The 14,791-nt window shown below is 52.3% G+C and carries 20 protein-coding genes; 6 read left to right on the forward strand and 14 right to left on the reverse strand.

The genetic code is table 11. The features are described from left to right. Positions 1–559: 559 nt before the first annotated feature. On the forward strand, positions 560–736 hold the full coding sequence (locus tag INT33_RS21665; protein WP_456065590.1) for a Pepco domain-containing protein: 177 nt from the start codon (positions 560–562) through the stop codon (positions 734–736). A gap of 1,085 nt (positions 737–1,821) precedes the next feature. Further along, positions 1,822–3,831: a sensor domain-containing diguanylate cyclase gene (locus tag INT33_RS13735; RefSeq protein ID WP_193092158.1), complete on the forward strand. Its 2,010-nt coding sequence runs from the start codon at positions 1,822–1,824 to the stop codon at positions 3,829–3,831. Positions 3,832–3,935: 104 nt separating this feature from the next. Here INT33_RS13735 and acuI read toward each other — a convergent pair whose 3' ends face one another. Both acuI and acuR read right to left on the reverse strand, forming a co-directional pair. Next, positions 3,936–4,916, reverse strand: coding sequence for an acrylyl-CoA reductase (NADPH) (acuI, locus tag INT33_RS13740; RefSeq protein WP_193092159.1), 981 nt, complete (start codon positions 4,914–4,916; stop codon positions 3,936–3,938). Between the two features lie 45 nt (positions 4,917–4,961). After that, positions 4,962–5,594 carry an acrylate utilization transcriptional regulator AcuR gene (acuR, locus tag INT33_RS13745; RefSeq protein WP_193092160.1) on the reverse strand — a complete coding sequence of 211 codons (633 nt, stop codon included), beginning with the start codon at positions 5,592–5,594 and terminating at the stop codon, positions 4,962–4,964. A gap of 701 nt (positions 5,595–6,295) precedes the next feature. On the opposite strand from acuR, the gene INT33_RS13750 reads away from it, so the two are divergent. Beyond that, positions 6,296–7,645, forward strand: coding sequence for a tyrosine-type recombinase/integrase (locus tag INT33_RS13750; protein ID WP_193092161.1), 1,350 nt, complete (start codon positions 6,296–6,298; stop codon positions 7,643–7,645). On the opposite strand, the gene INT33_RS13755 is transcribed toward INT33_RS13750, so the two are convergent. From INT33_RS13755 to INT33_RS13810, 12 genes are all read right to left on the reverse strand, one after another. After that, positions 7,640–7,954, reverse strand: coding sequence for a hypothetical protein (locus tag INT33_RS13755; protein ID WP_193092162.1), 315 nt, complete (start codon positions 7,952–7,954; stop codon positions 7,640–7,642). The genes INT33_RS13750 and INT33_RS13755 overlap by 6 nt on opposite strands. Then, the gene (locus tag INT33_RS13760) at positions 7,951–8,280 is read right to left on the reverse strand and encodes a hypothetical protein (RefSeq protein ID WP_193092163.1); all 330 of its coding nucleotides are present in this window, start codon (positions 8,278–8,280) and stop codon (positions 7,951–7,953) included. The genes INT33_RS13755 and INT33_RS13760 overlap by 4 nt, the downstream gene beginning before the upstream one ends. Continuing rightward, a complete protein-coding gene (locus INT33_RS21580; protein WP_193092164.1) occupies positions 8,277–8,450 on the reverse strand; it encodes a ClpX C4-type zinc finger protein in 174 nt (57 codons plus the stop codon). Before INT33_RS21580 ends, INT33_RS13760 begins: the two co-directional genes overlap by 4 nt. After that, positions 8,437–8,646, reverse strand: a complete 210-nt coding sequence (locus INT33_RS13770) for a hypothetical protein (RefSeq protein ID WP_193092165.1) — start codon at positions 8,644–8,646, stop codon at positions 8,437–8,439. The genes INT33_RS21580 and INT33_RS13770 overlap by 14 nt, the downstream gene beginning before the upstream one ends. Before the next feature lie 3 nt (positions 8,647–8,649). Next, a complete protein-coding gene (locus tag INT33_RS13775) occupies positions 8,650–8,865 on the reverse strand; it encodes a TraR/DksA C4-type zinc finger protein (protein WP_193092166.1) in 216 nt (71 codons plus the stop codon). 14 nt (positions 8,866–8,879) lie between these two features. After that, complete coding sequence (locus INT33_RS13780; RefSeq protein WP_193092167.1) at positions 8,880–11,174, reverse strand: replication endonuclease; 2,295 nt, start codon at positions 11,172–11,174, stop codon at positions 8,880–8,882. Then, on the reverse strand, positions 11,171–11,434 hold the full coding sequence (locus tag INT33_RS13785) for a hypothetical protein (protein ID WP_193092168.1): 264 nt from the start codon (positions 11,432–11,434) through the stop codon (positions 11,171–11,173). The genes INT33_RS13780 and INT33_RS13785 overlap by 4 nt, the downstream gene beginning before the upstream one ends. Next, positions 11,431–11,841: a hypothetical protein gene (locus INT33_RS13790; RefSeq protein WP_193092169.1), complete on the reverse strand. Its 411-nt coding sequence runs from the start codon at positions 11,839–11,841 to the stop codon at positions 11,431–11,433. Before INT33_RS13790 ends, INT33_RS13785 begins: the two co-directional genes overlap by 4 nt. 8 nt (positions 11,842–11,849) lie before the next feature. Beyond that, positions 11,850–12,227, reverse strand: coding sequence for a hypothetical protein (locus INT33_RS13795; RefSeq protein ID WP_193092170.1), 378 nt, complete (start codon positions 12,225–12,227; stop codon positions 11,850–11,852). Beyond that, positions 12,224–12,556 carry an ogr/Delta-like zinc finger family protein gene (locus INT33_RS13800; protein WP_193092171.1) on the reverse strand — a complete coding sequence of 111 codons (333 nt, stop codon included), beginning with the start codon at positions 12,554–12,556 and terminating at the stop codon, positions 12,224–12,226. The genes INT33_RS13795 and INT33_RS13800 overlap by 4 nt, the downstream gene beginning before the upstream one ends. Positions 12,557–12,799: 243 nt before the next feature. Next, positions 12,800–12,994 (reverse strand): hypothetical protein, encoded by a 195-nt coding sequence (locus INT33_RS13805; protein WP_193092172.1) that lies wholly within the window; start codon positions 12,992–12,994, stop codon positions 12,800–12,802. 33 nt (positions 12,995–13,027) lie between these two features. Beyond that, on the reverse strand, positions 13,028–13,234 hold the full coding sequence (locus INT33_RS13810) for a hypothetical protein (RefSeq protein WP_193092173.1): 207 nt from the start codon (positions 13,232–13,234) through the stop codon (positions 13,028–13,030). Between the two features lie 110 nt (positions 13,235–13,344). Here INT33_RS13810 and INT33_RS13815 point away from each other — a divergent pair, with 110 nt between their 5' ends. Genes INT33_RS13815 through INT33_RS13825 form a run of 3 tightly spaced genes read left to right on the forward strand, consistent with a single transcriptional unit; the run spans position 13,345 to position 14,758 of the window. After that, positions 13,345–14,043, forward strand: a complete 699-nt coding sequence (locus INT33_RS13815; RefSeq protein ID WP_193092174.1) for a LexA family transcriptional regulator — start codon at positions 13,345–13,347, stop codon at positions 14,041–14,043. 31 nt (positions 14,044–14,074) lie between these two features. Next, on the forward strand, positions 14,075–14,410 hold the full coding sequence (locus tag INT33_RS13820) for a hypothetical protein (protein WP_193092175.1): 336 nt from the start codon (positions 14,075–14,077) through the stop codon (positions 14,408–14,410). 15 nt (positions 14,411–14,425) lie between these two features. Next, positions 14,426–14,758 (forward strand): LexA family transcriptional regulator, encoded by a 333-nt coding sequence (locus INT33_RS13825; protein ID WP_193092176.1) that lies wholly within the window; start codon positions 14,426–14,428, stop codon positions 14,756–14,758. Positions 14,759–14,791: the final 33 nt, after the last annotated feature.

The following is a 14,791-nucleotide window of genomic DNA, read 5'->3' on the forward strand; positions in this document are numbered from 1 at the left end:
TATGTGCCATTGAGGTGGCGTCAACAGCAATACGAAGCGATCAATATGAGCCCAGCTAAAGAATGGTTTGCTGGAAATATCAAGATGCTGATATTGCAGTACTATCCATGGTCAGAACAGCAAAGTTCCCAAGGCCACTAACGCTAATGATCGATTTTGTGAGAATAATCGATATTTTTATAAAGAGAAAATGAAGCATCGACACTGGATATATTCAAGGCTAGTAACAGCTTCTTATCTCGGGCGGATTTCAGCGTGAACGAATAAAACGACTTAATGCCCGCTTCTATTTGAATGTTTGCATATGGGGAGAGGCGTCAATTTCAGTTGTTTACTTGAATTGAATTCAGGCTAAAAATAACGAAACATGAGTCGCCTCGGGTTTCGTAGATACCTCCAGGCCTTATACTAAAACAGCCTGATGTGACGAGGAGCGCCTATAGCCTATAGACCATCTGGCTATGCCTATTTAAGCAGGACACACTTTTAGTTAAAGGCTTCTTGGCTAGCAAAATCAGTCAAAGTCCTTACCCACGTTAAAAATATTCCTGTTCAGGCCTTGGCTGATTTAAAAGTTAGAGTTGAGGAGGCGTTTGCATTGATGAGTGCTAGCCAGTCAAGTGATTACGAACTGGAAACAATAGAGCTGCACGTCACGGCCAGTGCAGAAGGTGGGTTTTTTATAACAAGTGCCGGTATAGAAGGTGGGATGAAACTGGTATTTAAGAGAAGGTGATATTTCATCAGCCACCAAGAAGAATACGGCAGTTTGTCTTGGTTCAGTTCCTGTTTAATCTCTTGGGCAGCATAAATATAATTGCCCCATTGGCAGAGTCATCGGCTCCTATTTCCATGCTGATGTGGCTGCAGGTTTTTCTAAAATTTTAAAATCCGTACGATCCCAGCTGAGTACTATTAGAAGTATCAAAAACAACTACCCCCTTATTCTATTAATGCGACCCTTTACGTGTGCCAGGCATGATCACATCACACTGCGAGCCAGTTACCTTCAGCTGTTTATGAGTGCGTTCGGGGCCGGGATACCCCTCTCAAGCAAAGAGTCTGCCGATTTACTTCAGCGTTTGCATCCTCAATGGTGGGTTCGATGAGTACGACGGTGCAAACCAGTAACGAAATGAACCCAGCCTCGACGTCTTCCAGACGCTAGCCTGCCCAGTGATCCATCAATGAACCAACACAATATCTACATACTTCTTGGCTGGTGTAGTCAAGGATTAGCATCGCGGCCCCTCTATGCTCAATACACTGCTTACCTAAAGCCTTACCTCATGTTCATGAGCTGAGCTCAAGGGCCCTTCTTCATCAACGGCCCAAGCATGAAAGTATTGATGTCAGACGGGTGTTTATTCTGAGTCTGCCCAGGCAGTTTCAATGAGTTGCAATCACCGCATTATGCAACTGTGCGTCACCATCAGATAGGGCCACCGCTGTCTAATGCCAGAAAGAAAAGTGACCAGTTGCCCCAGGGCTGTGTATGACTTGACCTAGTAGTAAGGCTAGACGCAGCCGCTTTGTCTCAGAAGAAGGTCGGGTCAACTGGTGTAACGATTCCTTCCAGAGTTCTGCATTGCTGGAGTCTAGGTCAAAGGAGGTGGCATCGCTCTTATGTATTTCTGTCTGACCTGTTGTTTGTAAAATCAAGGTACAGAATGGCCTTGTAATAGGCGCGCTGTGCCTCTTTCGGTTTGTATATTGACCACATTCCATTCAGATTTTTTCAACTGTTAAAATGGCTACACTTCTTGATGAAAAATAGGCGATACGCGACCGCGTTGAACCTTCGCTTGCTAGGTGCCGTTCATGACATTGATATCTAATGGGGAAGCCTCTCCAAGACTTCGTTCTCAACGCTCGTTCGTACGCTTGATCTTGTTTCCCTTTGCTACGTTACGCGGACGCTTAGTCGTTGGTGCCGTGGTGCTGTGGAGCTTGCTGTGCCTTGTTATATTAATGTTCGGCTGGCAGGCGGGGCGGCTCCTGGTCAATGAGACGAACCATCAACACCTTCGCTATGAGGCTGAACTCATCAGCAACTCGATTACCTTTCAAGTGAATGAACGATTCAGGGAGCTTGAGCGCTTGGCAGAGCGGATTCCGTTACCTAGAGAGGGGGCTCTACTTGAACAGCATGCTTATACGAAGGAGCCTCTCTTCGAAGCGCTGCTGATTTTTGACCTGAGCAGCCAAGTCGTTGATGAATGGCCGATCGACGGAGGGCGCAGCGGTAACAGTTTCGCTGACCGTGAATATGCTCAGTTTATGCATGCTTTTAAAATGCCTTATGTCAGTGAACCCCTCATTGGACGCATCACCAGCACACCATTGGTACTTATGCTCGTCCCCCTATATGACGAGGGGCGCTATACAGGCTTTTTAGGAGGGTTGGTTAATATTAAGCAAAGCCGACTATTCAACAATTTTGGTCAAATTCGTTTAGGCGACGGCGGCTATGTCACTATCACGACCGCGACGGGTAAGCGCGTTTACGCCCCTCACCAACAAGAAGCCATCGTAACGTTACCCGATAACATTTCACCCGTCTTAGTGCAGGCGCTGGATGGCTGGGAAGGAGAGAGTCTAGGTCGTTCGGTATCAGGCGAGCCTCAACTGGTAGCCTACCGACAAATTTGGCCTGCAAACTGGATTGTCGGGGTGCATCTGCCACAAGTCCAAGCCGAAGCCCCCCTTATTGCGGGTATGAAAAAAATCACCACTTATGTCTGGAGCGTGCTCGTTCTTGTTTTACCTCTAGTGTGGGGAGTGATTTGGCTGGCGTTACGACCCTTGGCGCATCTTGCTCGACAGGTACAAGAGCTTCAAGATGGGCACCGCTCTGTATTGGACATTCCGACCAATACGAATGAACTTCGTCGCGTCATTGATGTGATTAACGCGACGGAGTCTGCGCGCCAGGTGAGCTTACATGACTTAGCTGAGCGGGAAGCCCTACTGAGAGGGACGTTATCCGCTTCTCCTCAAGGCATGTTTGTCACCAACCCGCGTGGTCAATTGACATTTATCAACGACGCGTTGCATGAGCTTTTAGGTGATGAAGTACCTAGCAGCCTGCAAGACTGGAGCGACCAAATTCATCGGGATGACCGCCAGGATGTTCGGACAGCTTGGTTACGCAGTCTCGCAAAACAAACAGATTTTGCACGTCAATTCCGCTTCTTGAGTGTCAACCAAGGCATGTGCTGGTTAGATGTGCAGGCAGCGGCTGTACGAGTTGATGATCAGTTTATCGGGACCGTGGGTACGGTACGCGATATAACACAGCACCACCACGACTATGCTCAAAAGCGCTGGGAGGCAGAACATGATTCTCTAACTGGTTTGCTCAATCGTCGCGGCCTGACAAGGCATCTCGAAGAGTTACTTATTCAATGGCAGTCAACGGACAAACCGACAGCCATCATTCTTTTTGATTTAGATCATTTCAAGCCCGTCAATGATCAAGGGGGGCATGCTTTAGGTGATCAGATGCTTCAGCAGATCGCGAGCATCGTACAAAGTGAAATTCGCAGCAGCGATTATGCAGCTCGCCAAGGCGGGGATGAATTCGCCGTGTTACTGCCAGGCTGTACGCCAGTACGTGCGCTGACCATTGCCGAGTCTTTACGTGCCAGTATTGCGGCAAGCTTCCTCGAAGCGGAAGGACGTCAATGGCAAGTCACCGCCAGTATTGGAGTAAGTCATTTCCGCCATGGGGATACAACGATCGACGATGTGCTCAGTCGTGCTGACGTCGCGAGCTATCGAGCAAAGCAAAGTGGACGTAATAAGGTCGAGAGTGATGTCGACGTCTAGCAGACATCACTCACCTATGTGAGCGGCCGGGCCACAGGGCGCTCATCTAAACGCCGTGCGGTCCGCCCATCAACGCTATGCAGGATGCCTCCCTCATGGGGCGGTTAGGCCACTTGGACGACCACTCTTCCCCTGACTTTACCCGCTAACAGGTCATCCGCGACGCCGATGGCTTGCGTTAAGTTGATGGGTCTAGTGATAGCCTCTAATTGATGAGGGCTTAGTAGCTCTCCTAAACGCCGCCAAGCCTCTACACGGTGAGCCAAAGGTCTCATGACGCTATCGATACCCGCGAGGGTGACACCGCGTAAAATGAAGGGTGCAACGCTAGCGGGCAAATCCATCCCCTGTGCTAAACCACAGCAGGCCACGGTGCCACCATACTTCGTGGTGGCCAACACATTCGCAAGAGTATGACTGCCCACAGAGTCAATGGCGCCTGCCCATCGCTCTTTGGCCATGGGGCGTCCAGGCTCGGATAGTTCACGGCGGTCTATGATATTTTCGGCCCCAAGCTCGACAAGATACGGCGCTTCCTCTTGACGCCCCGTAGAGGCAACGACGCGATAACCCAAGCGAGCAAGCAGCGTAATCGCGTAGCTGCCCACGCCGCCGCTGGCGCCTGTTACCAAGATTTCTCCTTGGTCAGGCTTAACACCGTGTTCTTCAAGTGCCATGACCGCTAGCATCGCAGTATAGCCTGCGGTGCCAATGGCCATAGCCTGATAAGGCGTAAACGCTGAAGGCTGTGGAATGAGCCAGCGGCTGTCCAGGCGCGCCTTCTCGGCCAACCCGCCCCAATGCTTTTCGCCCACACCCCAGCCGTTCAGCAGCACCGTATCCCCGGGCTTGAAATCAGGTGATGCGGAATGCTCGACTACCCCCGATAGATCAATACCGGGCACCATAGGAAACTGTTTCACCACAGGCCCTTTGCCTGTAATGGCCAGTGCATCTTTATAGTTGAGCGTGCTGCAATGCACGTTAACGGTAACATCGCCTTCAGGTAACGACGACTCGTCCAATGATCTGATCGCTGCCTGTTGCTTATCTTCTGGCTTATCAATAAAAATTGCCTTAAACATGCTTCACCTCTTTTATAGACGGTCGTCTATAAATTAATAAAAAAATTACCTGGATATTCCATCCAAAAAAGTATCAAGGAAGGTATCCAGCGGGCGTATTTGAACTTCAAGCCGGGCACGCATGACAGCGCCTTCCCAGCCAATCCAAAAAGCTTCTGCTAGGCGGCCGCAGTCTGCTGATGCAGGGATGGCTCCTAATCGCTGGGCTTCACGCAAACACACGGCTATGCGTTGTTGCCAATCGATCAGTATCGCTTGCAGGCATGTGCGATAACCTTGGGGAAGACCATTCACTTCCTGTCCTAAGTTACCGACCAGACAACCGCGCTGAAATTTATGACGCTGCATACCTTTCTTAGCATCTTCCACGAAGGCGCTGATGCGTAACAGAGGCGGCAGCGTATCGTTGAGCAAATGGCGGTCCAGTTTTTTGGCAAAATAGGCGCCATAATGCTCTAGAATGGTGTAACCGAATGCCTCTTTACTTGAGAAGTAGTAATAAAAAGACCCTTTGGGCACACCAACGCGTTTGAGAATGCCATCGATACCCGCACTGGCAAACCCCTGTTCCGTCAATACTTCGATGCCGCTTCTGATAAGCGCAGCACGGACATCCACATTGTTTAGTGAATGCTTAGGGGGACGGCCACGCCGCTTGATGGAAGATGAAGGGTTCATAAAAAACAATATAGACTGATCGTCTATAAAATAAAACCCTGGCCGGTTATGTTGAGTGATGCATCAGACGTCATTAATGAAATGGTATCTTGCAGCTGGCTCCTCTCTGGCCACCCTTCACTTCAAGTGGTGGTTGAACCTATTTCTGGCGTATGTACAGCTCATTGGGGCTCAAATGACAAGCTGTACGATTCGTTGAGAGCTGCATTAAAGCTTCCGGGAGAGATGGCGTCTACAGATGTGTTGTCGCTATACAGGAAGTTTTTCGGTATGTGGTTGGTGAGCCCTTACTAGCCAACTGCATAAGCCATAAAGGCCCTAGAAATGCCTAAACCTTAGTGATTCGGTGGGTGGCTGATTTATCATGAAAATGGCTCAGCAAGAACTGATGTAGCCGTAATTGGTGACCCATGGAACCTAGAGCCAATTCAACAAAAAACGGCCACTTGCTGAAATAGCTAAGTGGCCGTTTTTAATAGTGTTCTTGGTCGGAATAGCAGGATTCGAACCTACGACCTCTGCCTCCCGAAGGCCTGTGTATAAGATAACTCGGTATATCCCCAGAATAGTGTGGATAACTCTATATTCTAACAATCAATAGCTTACGTTCTTATTTGCCGTTCTACTTGTTGCTGGCTTTGCCTGCCTTTATCCTCACCTTGCTACCTATATGCTACCTAGTTTTTACCTTTGGAGTTTTCGTGGGCAAAAGCACGGATAAGGCTAAGCTGACCGCGCGTTTTTTATCAGAGCTTAGCAAATCGCCACCTGGAAATGATGTCTTTGATACCGAGCTGGCAGGCTATCACGTTCGCCACGGTAATCGTGGGTTATCGTTTCGCCTCTACTACCGGGCTAAGTCGGGTAAACAGCGCGTTCTCACGATTGGGAAGTACGGCGTTTATACCGCTGCCCAAGCGCGTGAAGCCGCGCGCGATGCCTTAGCGATAGTTGCTCAAGGCGGTGATCCCCGCGCGGTGATTGAGGAATCGAAAGCCGAAGCGGAACACCGACAGCAACAAACGCTTAGATCTTACCTTCAGACTGATTATGCCGACCACCAGAAACGGCGCAAGGATGGCGGCGCTACCCTTAAACGTATCGAAAATAGCTTTGGCGATTGGCTGGATAAGCCAATGGACACTCTCAGCATGGGCGATGTGGAGCGCTGGCAATCTCAAAAGGAATCGGGAGCCCCGGATTCAACACCGCCGATCAAACCCCAGGCCTACGAAACTCTGAAACGCTCCTACGGCGCGCTACAAACACTGCTTAACCATGCAGCGAAGCGCGGCGTTATCAGCAAAAACCCGTTAAAAGATATCAAGCTGCAAAAGCCAGCGCTTACCAGTGACCAGCTTGAAGCCGATGAAGGCCGCCGCTACCTCGAAAACAGCGAGCGTGAAGCCTTTTTTATGGGCCTTGATGCTTACCAGGAAGAGAAGCGTGCCCAGCGCCGAAGCAGCCGCGCCCACGGCAGGCGATATTTACCCGACCTTGATTCAGTCGCTTATGTTGACCACGCGGCACCATGGTTATTGCTCATGTATTACACAGGCTTCCGCCCAGGTGACTTGTTTGGGCTGCGTTGGTCACACGTTAACTTTGAGTTTAAAAGCATTCGAAAAATCATCGAAAAAACAGCACATCAATCGCCCGAGCCGCAAACGTTCCCGCTCTCGGATCAAGCCTTTCAGGTGTTGGAAAGCTGGTGGCTGCAGCACGGCCAGCCCAATAGCGGTTTTGTTTTCCCTTCGCCGGTGACTGGCAAGCGGCTAGGTAAAGATGCTATGCGAGGGCCATGGAAGCGCGTTCGACAACTGGCGGGATTACATGAGGGGATGGTGCTTTATACGCTGCGCCATAACTTTGCTAGTCAATTGGTGATGGCGGGGGTGGATCTTCTTACCGTTAGCAAATTGATGGCTCACACGGATATACAGACCACGATCAAATATTATGCTCACCTCCAGCCCGACCATAAGCGAAACGCGGTTCAGTTATTCGCTCAGATCGGGCAGGGGGAAGAGGTCATAAGCAAGCCATTATGAGGCGATGGATGTACCGCAGTGCATTGACGCTTCGGCGGTGCTTGAATAGCTGTCGCTTGATTCCAGCCATGCATATACATCGGATAAGCGATAACGGACATGGTGGCCACGCTTCACGAATTTAGGCCCAGGCCTACCCAGTAGCTGGCCAGTGCTGCGAGCTTTTCGAGCTGTCGCGGGCATGGCTGGAATCAGTCGAGGAAATACAACGACGTCCGATAGCTCAATCATGGCTAGATCAACGCCAGCTTGAGCGCGTGCTAGGGCGTCTTTTAACTCTTTATCTATATCTCGATTTTCAGTGCTCATTGGCTCTTATCTCCCTTTTGCTTGGCTCGCCAGCGGTTGAAGCGGTTGCGGATCATGCGAAACGTTTGGCACGCCGCTTGGTTGCTATCCAGCTCGGCGCGGCTGGTGATTTTGCAGGCACGCACTAACCAGTCGCGGGCATCTTCTGCGTTGTGGGTGCCGTCGGCGAGCTGCTCGACTGTAAGCTGGTGTTTAAACCGGCGGCGGCGATCTAGGTAGAGCTGGAACGCGGAATCTTGGCAAAGCATCGCGGCTTGGCGGGCGTAGGCGCCGCCTTTTGGTGGCGGCGCAGTCCTCGCCGGTGGTGCGTGTTTGTTGTCGATCATGAGCACACCTTTTCAGTTTTGCTTTCTCTTTTTTTGCTCTCTGCCATTTGGGCTGAGCTTTCCGCACAGCTATCGCATATGGCCACGTTGCCTTTATCGCCTGGTCGCTCTGCAGCAATTATGGCTTCAGCCTGATGCTCGCTTTTCCCACAAAAATCACAGCAGATCATTGCGCACTCCCTTCGGCTTGGCGGTTGGCTTCGCTGCGTTGTGTATCTCGATCACTTCGCGGATCTCGATAACCTCGACGCGTGGCTTGAGTTGGCTCGCGGTGCTGATGCCGAGCTGGAAGGCGCAACCTACGCAAAAAGCCAGAACCGTAAACTTGATGACGTAGCGCCAATCGTTGGGGATCGGGTTTTTCATGGCTTACCGTCCTTGTTTGTTTTTCAGTTCACGAATGCCCTGGCACTCGATGCAGGTAGTCGCCCAAGGCGCCGCTTGGCGGCGGGCGGTGGGGATCTCGTAGCCGCAGTCGATGCACTCATCGTTGGCGGCTTGGGAGGCTATTCCGGCACGGCGTTCCAGTAGGGCGTCCAGGCTTTGTTGGATGGTGACCGCGGCGCGGTCGGCGTTATCGGCCATGATGTTTCCTTTTGTCAGCACAGTTCGGACGGGAAGAACTCTTCTTCCTCGCTAAATGATGTAGGGGGTGGCGATGCGGCCATTCTTCTGGACGCTTCGCGGTCTGCGATGATGTCGCGGTGTACCGCTTCCAGCTCTGCGCGGTAAATTTCTGAGCTCTGCCACTCTTTGAATCGGGCAAGCTGGGCTTTTAGCTCCGCTGGTGATGGCTCTCGGGGCTGAATATCTGGCCCCTCCGTACAGTTAGTGACACGAGTCCAAGGGCTTTCGGCTTCGCCTACAGCCTGAAAATCACCCCCAGCCCGCGAGCCTTTCGCCCGCACTTGCCACTTATAAACGAGGGTCATGTACTCACTGGAAAAACCAGCACGGCCGGTGGCCACTAGGCCAAAAGTCACTTTCTGCTCTTCGCCATATTGCCCGCGCGCGACTACTGCACCGGCGCCGAAGTCTTCGCCGGTGGCGTGGCTGAATGTTTCGATGTGGGAGCCGGTGTTCATCTTGGTTTCTACCCAGGGCTTAATGGGCTGGTCTTTGCGCTTGGTCATCGGGCCACCCATGAGGCGTAAGAACTGATCCCACTGGCCCGCATTAGCCGCTTTGCGGATCTGGGCAAAGCGCAGGGCGGCGCAAGGATGCGGGCGGGTCGCGGCTTCCCAATCTTTAAGCATCTGGTCTTGCTTTTCGGTGAGGCGGCGCACTTCACGCCAGACCGTGACGGACGGCAGGCCCAAGAACTGAAACTGACGGATACCCCACACGCTGGCCCACGCCTCGATGCGCGGCGCGCTGGTTTTCATTTCATGGCCGTACTTGTCCATTTCCATGAACTGTTGGCCGTTAATGTTTTTCGAGATGTATTTGGCGACGTAACCGGCGGCGGTGCCTTGCTCATAGTCGATACGCTTTGCATCAAAGCGGGCGGTAGTTTTACCCCAGCGGTTGAATAGCTCTTCTGGGTTCGCCTCTTCGGCGTACTCGCGAAGAGTGCCGGTGACCGCGCCTTCATCTTCGGGCTTCATCCAAATAAGCAAATGCCAATGGGGTGTGCCATCGTGGTGAGGCTCTACCACGCGGATGCCGTAAATACCGATGTCATCGCGGGCCAGCTTGGCGCGGATCTTCGCCCACAAGCCCTGCAAATACTGCTGAGTCTCGCGGGGCGTAGCGCCACGGTATTTAGGGTTACGAAAGCAGTTACTAGCGACAACCGGGTGGTACTTTGACGGCGCGGTCATGGTGTAGAACATGCCCACGTGGCCGAGGCGGCGGGCTTCGGCTTCGGTGTCGTTAATTCGCAGCATGAGTTCAGCGCGGCGGTGGTCGGGGTTTGCTAGCCCCTTTTCAGCCAGCTCGGCCAAGGTAAAAACCTGCCCCTCTTGGTTAATGGCCTCCATGGTTTCGAGCAATGCGTTATTGCGGAATATCTGAGAGCGGCGGCGCTCAACCGTAAAATCACTGCAGTAGATACCCGCTCGCATATGCACGCGGTGGGCTTCACGCATCACCTGCTCAACCGTGCGACCGCAAATTGTGCGCAGCTTTTTACGCCACCACCGTGGGCAACTCAGCTTGGCCAACTGTGTTTTGGTCGGCAGCTTGTTGCTTGGCGGGGTAACGCCATGAAGCGCGCAACGGCTGCGGCCTTGCTCGATAGCACGGACACGCACCACGGAAAGGCAAAGCGGCCGCAGGTAATGCCAGCGCTGAAACCGGAAATTGCCGATAAACGGTGGGGGCGTAAATGGGTTAGCAGCACGAGCACAAGCATCTTGATAGGCGCGGTATTGCACAGACAAGGGCTGGCCGTTGCTCGCCATGCGAGGCGGCGCGGGTGAAACCAATCCCAGGCGCTGCAAACGGTTCAACTTGGCAATATCGCCTATCAAGAGGCTCGAATTTTTATCAATGGCTGACGCTTGGGCTTGGGCGTAGTTGACCAGGGCGTCATCGTCGTGGGTGGCGTTCAAACTGCCCACAACTAAACGGCGCTCGACGCTGAGTAGCCAAGCACTGGCAGCTTGAACGCCTTCGATGGTCGTAGAGCCCCGGTTAACCAGTGCGCTCATGGCCCGCGCAAGGGCAGCGCGAATAGGCATAAAGCGCGAAAGAATGAAAGAAGGCTCTACCAGATCCTGGCTATTTCGCCGCAACCACCGGTTACCCGCTGCGTTGCCATGCTGCCGGGCGACGTAGACGAAACCGGCAGCGAGCTGCTCAGCCCAACCGGGCAGGGCGTCAAATATGGCACCACGCCATTTATGGCATTCGAAGTTGCCGAACGTGCGGCTTTGTTCCAGCGCGCTCACAGGCCGCTACCTACTTTAGCCAGATCAATACCTACCCAGCGGTCGGAGTGCCTTTCTGGTCTGGATTGCGCGGTGGCAATGTCGATTTTGTAATCGTCAAAAACGCTGTCCAGCTGAGTGAGCTGGCATCCGAACTTATCGGACTCGCGAAGCAACTCGGCGGCGGCCATCTTGTGACCCTGTTCGTTGAGTTGCTTAGCGAGGTAGTCGAACCTAGCTTTCACGACATAAAGTGCGTGCATCGTCGTTTGGGTATTCACGCCACCCCCTTTTCAATCAGGCCCAACCAGTGCAGCGCGGCTTTGGTATTGCCTTCCGCGATGGCTTGGCGGGCGTGGCTGGCCAGCTCGCAGCTGGGATGCTGGGCACGGTTGCGCAGCTGGTCGCGTAGACCCGCTGCATAAGTGCTCATGCGATGGATGGCGGCGCGTACAGCATCGCGGGCGGGCTTTGTCAGCTGGCTAATTTGCTGGGTAGCGTCCTCTTGAAGCCCGGCGCTTTTCAGTACCAAGCGCCGTTCGGCGTGGGGGAGGTTTGCCCATACGTCGACCAAGTCTTGATCGACGACGCGGTTGTGAAGCTCGGCGCGGAGTTCACCAAAGCCCGCGCGATCTGGCTGGACGCGGGGCGGTGCATTACGAGCGGGTAGCGGGGTAATGTTGGCCATTGCTAACCTCAGTGCTCTAAAACGATAGGGCGGCGGGTGTCGGCATCGACCACTTGAGCCATACCAGCATCGCGGGCTTGCTTGATCATGCGGTTCAAGTCGCGGGCGGTGAGCATCACCGGGCGGCCTGAGTCATCACGAAAAATCACGACGTGCGACGTAGTAGCGTCAACATCAATACGGCTGGATTCGTTGACGCTATCGAGATCGGCGAAGGCTTGAATGCTGGCGACTTCGGCGGTGGCCTCAGAAATGCCGTAGTCATTCACAAGCGTGCCGATGGTGATGCGCAGCGCTTCAACGCGGCTATCCCAGCGGTGCTGCCATAGCACCTCAGTAGCAAGATCAAACGGTGCTTTTGCGGCAGTAATGGGCGTTACGTTCATTGTTGCGATTCCTTTTTGGGCGGTAAAAATTCGCCCAGGCGTATCTGGCCTTGGGCTTCTAAGCCCAGCCGCCGCATTAGCCAGGGCGAGGGTTTGATATCCACGTCCGGGTTAGGGCAGTAGCTGGGGGCTAGGGTCTCGGAAACACTCAACGCAGCTTTGCAGCGGTACCCACACTTAAATTCGTTGGTGCAGTGCAAATACAGCTCGCGGTATTCAGGTAAATGCGTCTTCGAAGTCCGCACTTTCATGAATGATCCGCAGTGAGGGCAGTCGAACCGCAGTCGGCTGACCTCGTGCATTTCGTTTTCATCATTGGGTTCTGTCACTTGGCCCTCTCTTCACTTCGTACAGGGCGCGCCCCCTTCCCGTTATTTTGTTGCCGCCAAGTCGAATGCCTCTTGATACCAGGAACTCCATGGCGGCTTCTTGTGACTCCAGGCCGTGCTCTTCACTGACGCGATCAAGAACGGCGCTTAACTCTGGATCTATATCAATTTCCGTTCGTTTATCTCTGATGGGCATACGGCACCTTTTCAGGGGTGGAAAAGGGGGCGGAAGAGGGGGCAGATTTACCCCGCACGTTGCCCCACACTTGGCATATCACCGATGCCAAACAGCTCACGCGCCTGAGCCAGCATCATTTCGCGCATTAACGCCGCTTTGCTGATGCCGTAAAGGTTGGCCAATGCAGTGATAACGGCATCTTCGTACTCATCCAGGTAAACGCTTTTCTTGGTGCGGAGGCGCTTAGTGTCCTGATACATGCGGGCTTTCCTTATGCAGTGCGTGAACGTTGGTTAATCGGCGATGAGGGATTCTGTTTTGTACTGGCTAAGGCCTCTAAGAATCAGCATTCGGGTGGTAGCTGACCTTGAGCGGATTTCGGTCGATGCAATCTGATCGATCAGGTTTTTTTCTTGAGAGGTAACACTGACGCTGAATTGCTCAGTCGCACGGTCATCACCCATTTTTGGAACATGGCTAATAGCGTTTGGGGCTTTCATGGTTTAGGCTTCCATTCAATTACAGTCATGTACTTTACTGGCTTGTTCGGATTCTGGGACAAAATATCCCAATATTCGAATGAAAAGTATTCACTATTTGGAATATTTACATGAATGAAGATCATTTAGGCGCGCAAGTTCTTGAAAGGCTTAGAATTGCCTATGGCGTTAAGAATGATCAGCAGCTATCAAAAGCTATTGGTCGGGCTCCTTCGACTATTCATAACTGGTCGAGAAATGGAAATATCCCAACTTCTGAATGCATTGAAGCTGCTAAAACTACGGGAGTATCCCTAGATTGGTTGCTTCTTGGGGAAGGTGTGGCCCCAGGTGCGGATGAAGATTCTCTTGCTGAGCAAAAAGACCCTCATTTTTATCGGGGCTTAAGCGATCCCAACATCGCATCAATTCCTATGTACGATGTGGAATGTGCAGCAGGCAGTGGCCGAGATTTCACAGAAGAAAAAGTGCTGGGTTATTTCCACATGGACCGCGCTGTACTCGCTGAATTGAAATTGCCTGATTCAGGGGTATGGGTACGAGCGCGCGGCGATAGCATGGACGGTACGATTGATGATGGCGATTACGTGTTTGTCGACTTCAATCAACGTGATCCGAGCCGTGAGGGCGTTTATCTGATTCTTATGGATGGTGAACGGCGGCTTAAACGCATGCAGCGCGTGGCTGGCGGGGGCTGGCTACTGATTAGTGACAACACGCGCTATGACAAAGAATTAATAGCACCGGATAAGAAACAGTTTGTAGAAGTGCTAGGGCGGTGTTTGGTGAACTTGGGGCAAGTGCTTTAATAAGTTTGTAGAACTATAAATGGGGAAGGGAATGATTAATCTAAAAAAGCTAACAGTTTTAAGCACTATTTCAGCGTTTATGCTGGTCATTTCTCTTAGTGCATCTGCACAAGAGCGTGCATTTAAAGGTGAAAATTATGTCGCATGCATTACTGAAGATTTGCTTGATCAGTTTATAGACGCAGCCGTAAAAAATGATAACCGCGCTATGAACTACTTGCTAGCTAATGGCTGTATAGCGCCTCGCGCTGGGATCCCTGTCAGCGTTTTAGATAGTACTTGGACGGGCACAATGCATGTGAGGGCTTATGTGGGTGATCAGGCAATAGAGCTATGGACTATTCGTGACGCCTTAACTGATGGTTAAAAGCTTTGGTGAAATATGCGATTAACCTACCTTGGCCCTTTATCCATAGGCATTGACCATCCCGCGCTCGCTGGCATTGATTGCGAGGGCTATTCGCCCAATTGCTTTGCTGTCGAAGTCGGCGAAGAGGCGGGTGTTAGCGGTGCCGTAATCGAGGGGGATGTACTGGTGGTGAATGAAGCACGCGGCTTGGGGCACGACGATTATGCCGTGGTGGAAATGGACGACGCCTTACACCTCTACCGCGCCCATCGTGTGGGTACCCGTTTTCGGTTACTGCCGGTTAATGGTGGCCAGGGGCTAACCCCCTCTGTCAGCCTAGTTGTCCGGTTGGCGATATCGCCTTAACCTAATCCAGAGGGAGCGGCATGGAGTCCTTGT

Origin of the sequence: Halomonas colorata (assembly GCF_014897985.1) — a bacterium.
Lineage (GTDB): Bacteria > Pseudomonadota > Gammaproteobacteria > Pseudomonadales > Halomonadaceae > Vreelandella > Vreelandella colorata.

What these genes read in the sequence shown, in the direction of transcription:
- INT33_RS13775 (WP_193092166.1), bottom strand. Translation starts at nt 8,865, where the DNA reads ATGGCCGATAACGCCGACCGCGCCGCGGTCACCATCCAACAAAGCCTG.
- INT33_RS13815 (WP_193092174.1), top strand. Translation starts at nt 13,345, where the DNA reads ATGAATGAAGATCATTTAGGCGCGCAAGTTCTTGAAAGGCTTAGAATT.
- INT33_RS13755 (WP_193092162.1), bottom strand. Translation starts at nt 7,954, where the DNA reads ATGAGCACTGAAAATCGAGATATAGATAAAGAGTTAAAAGACGCCCTA.
- INT33_RS13790 (WP_193092169.1), bottom strand. Translation starts at nt 11,841, where the DNA reads ATGGCCAACATTACCCCGCTACCCGCTCGTAATGCACCGCCCCGCGTC.
- INT33_RS21580 (WP_193092164.1), bottom strand. Translation starts at nt 8,450, where the DNA reads ATGATCTGCTGTGATTTTTGTGGGAAAAGCGAGCATCAGGCTGAAGCC.
- INT33_RS13770 (WP_193092165.1), bottom strand. Translation starts at nt 8,646, where the DNA reads ATGAAAAACCCGATCCCCAACGATTGGCGCTACGTCATCAAGTTTACG.
- INT33_RS13795 (WP_193092170.1), bottom strand. Translation starts at nt 12,227, where the DNA reads ATGAACGTAACGCCCATTACTGCCGCAAAAGCACCGTTTGATCTTGCT.
- acuI (WP_193092159.1), bottom strand. Translation starts at nt 4,916, where the DNA reads ATGTTTAAGGCAATTTTTATTGATAAGCCAGAAGATAAGCAACAGGCA.
- INT33_RS13825 (WP_193092176.1), top strand. Translation starts at nt 14,426, where the DNA reads ATGCGATTAACCTACCTTGGCCCTTTATCCATAGGCATTGACCATCCC.
- INT33_RS13760 (WP_193092163.1), bottom strand. Translation starts at nt 8,280, where the DNA reads ATGATCGACAACAAACACGCACCACCGGCGAGGACTGCGCCGCCACCA.
- INT33_RS13810 (WP_193092173.1), bottom strand. Translation starts at nt 13,234, where the DNA reads ATGAAAGCCCCAAACGCTATTAGCCATGTTCCAAAAATGGGTGATGAC.
- INT33_RS13805 (WP_193092172.1), bottom strand. Translation starts at nt 12,994, where the DNA reads ATGTATCAGGACACTAAGCGCCTCCGCACCAAGAAAAGCGTTTACCTG.
- INT33_RS13735 (WP_193092158.1), top strand. Translation starts at nt 1,822, where the DNA reads ATGACATTGATATCTAATGGGGAAGCCTCTCCAAGACTTCGTTCTCAA.
- INT33_RS13820 (WP_193092175.1), top strand. Translation starts at nt 14,075, where the DNA reads ATGATTAATCTAAAAAAGCTAACAGTTTTAAGCACTATTTCAGCGTTT.
- acuR (WP_193092160.1), bottom strand. Translation starts at nt 5,594, where the DNA reads ATGAACCCTTCATCTTCCATCAAGCGGCGTGGCCGTCCCCCTAAGCAT.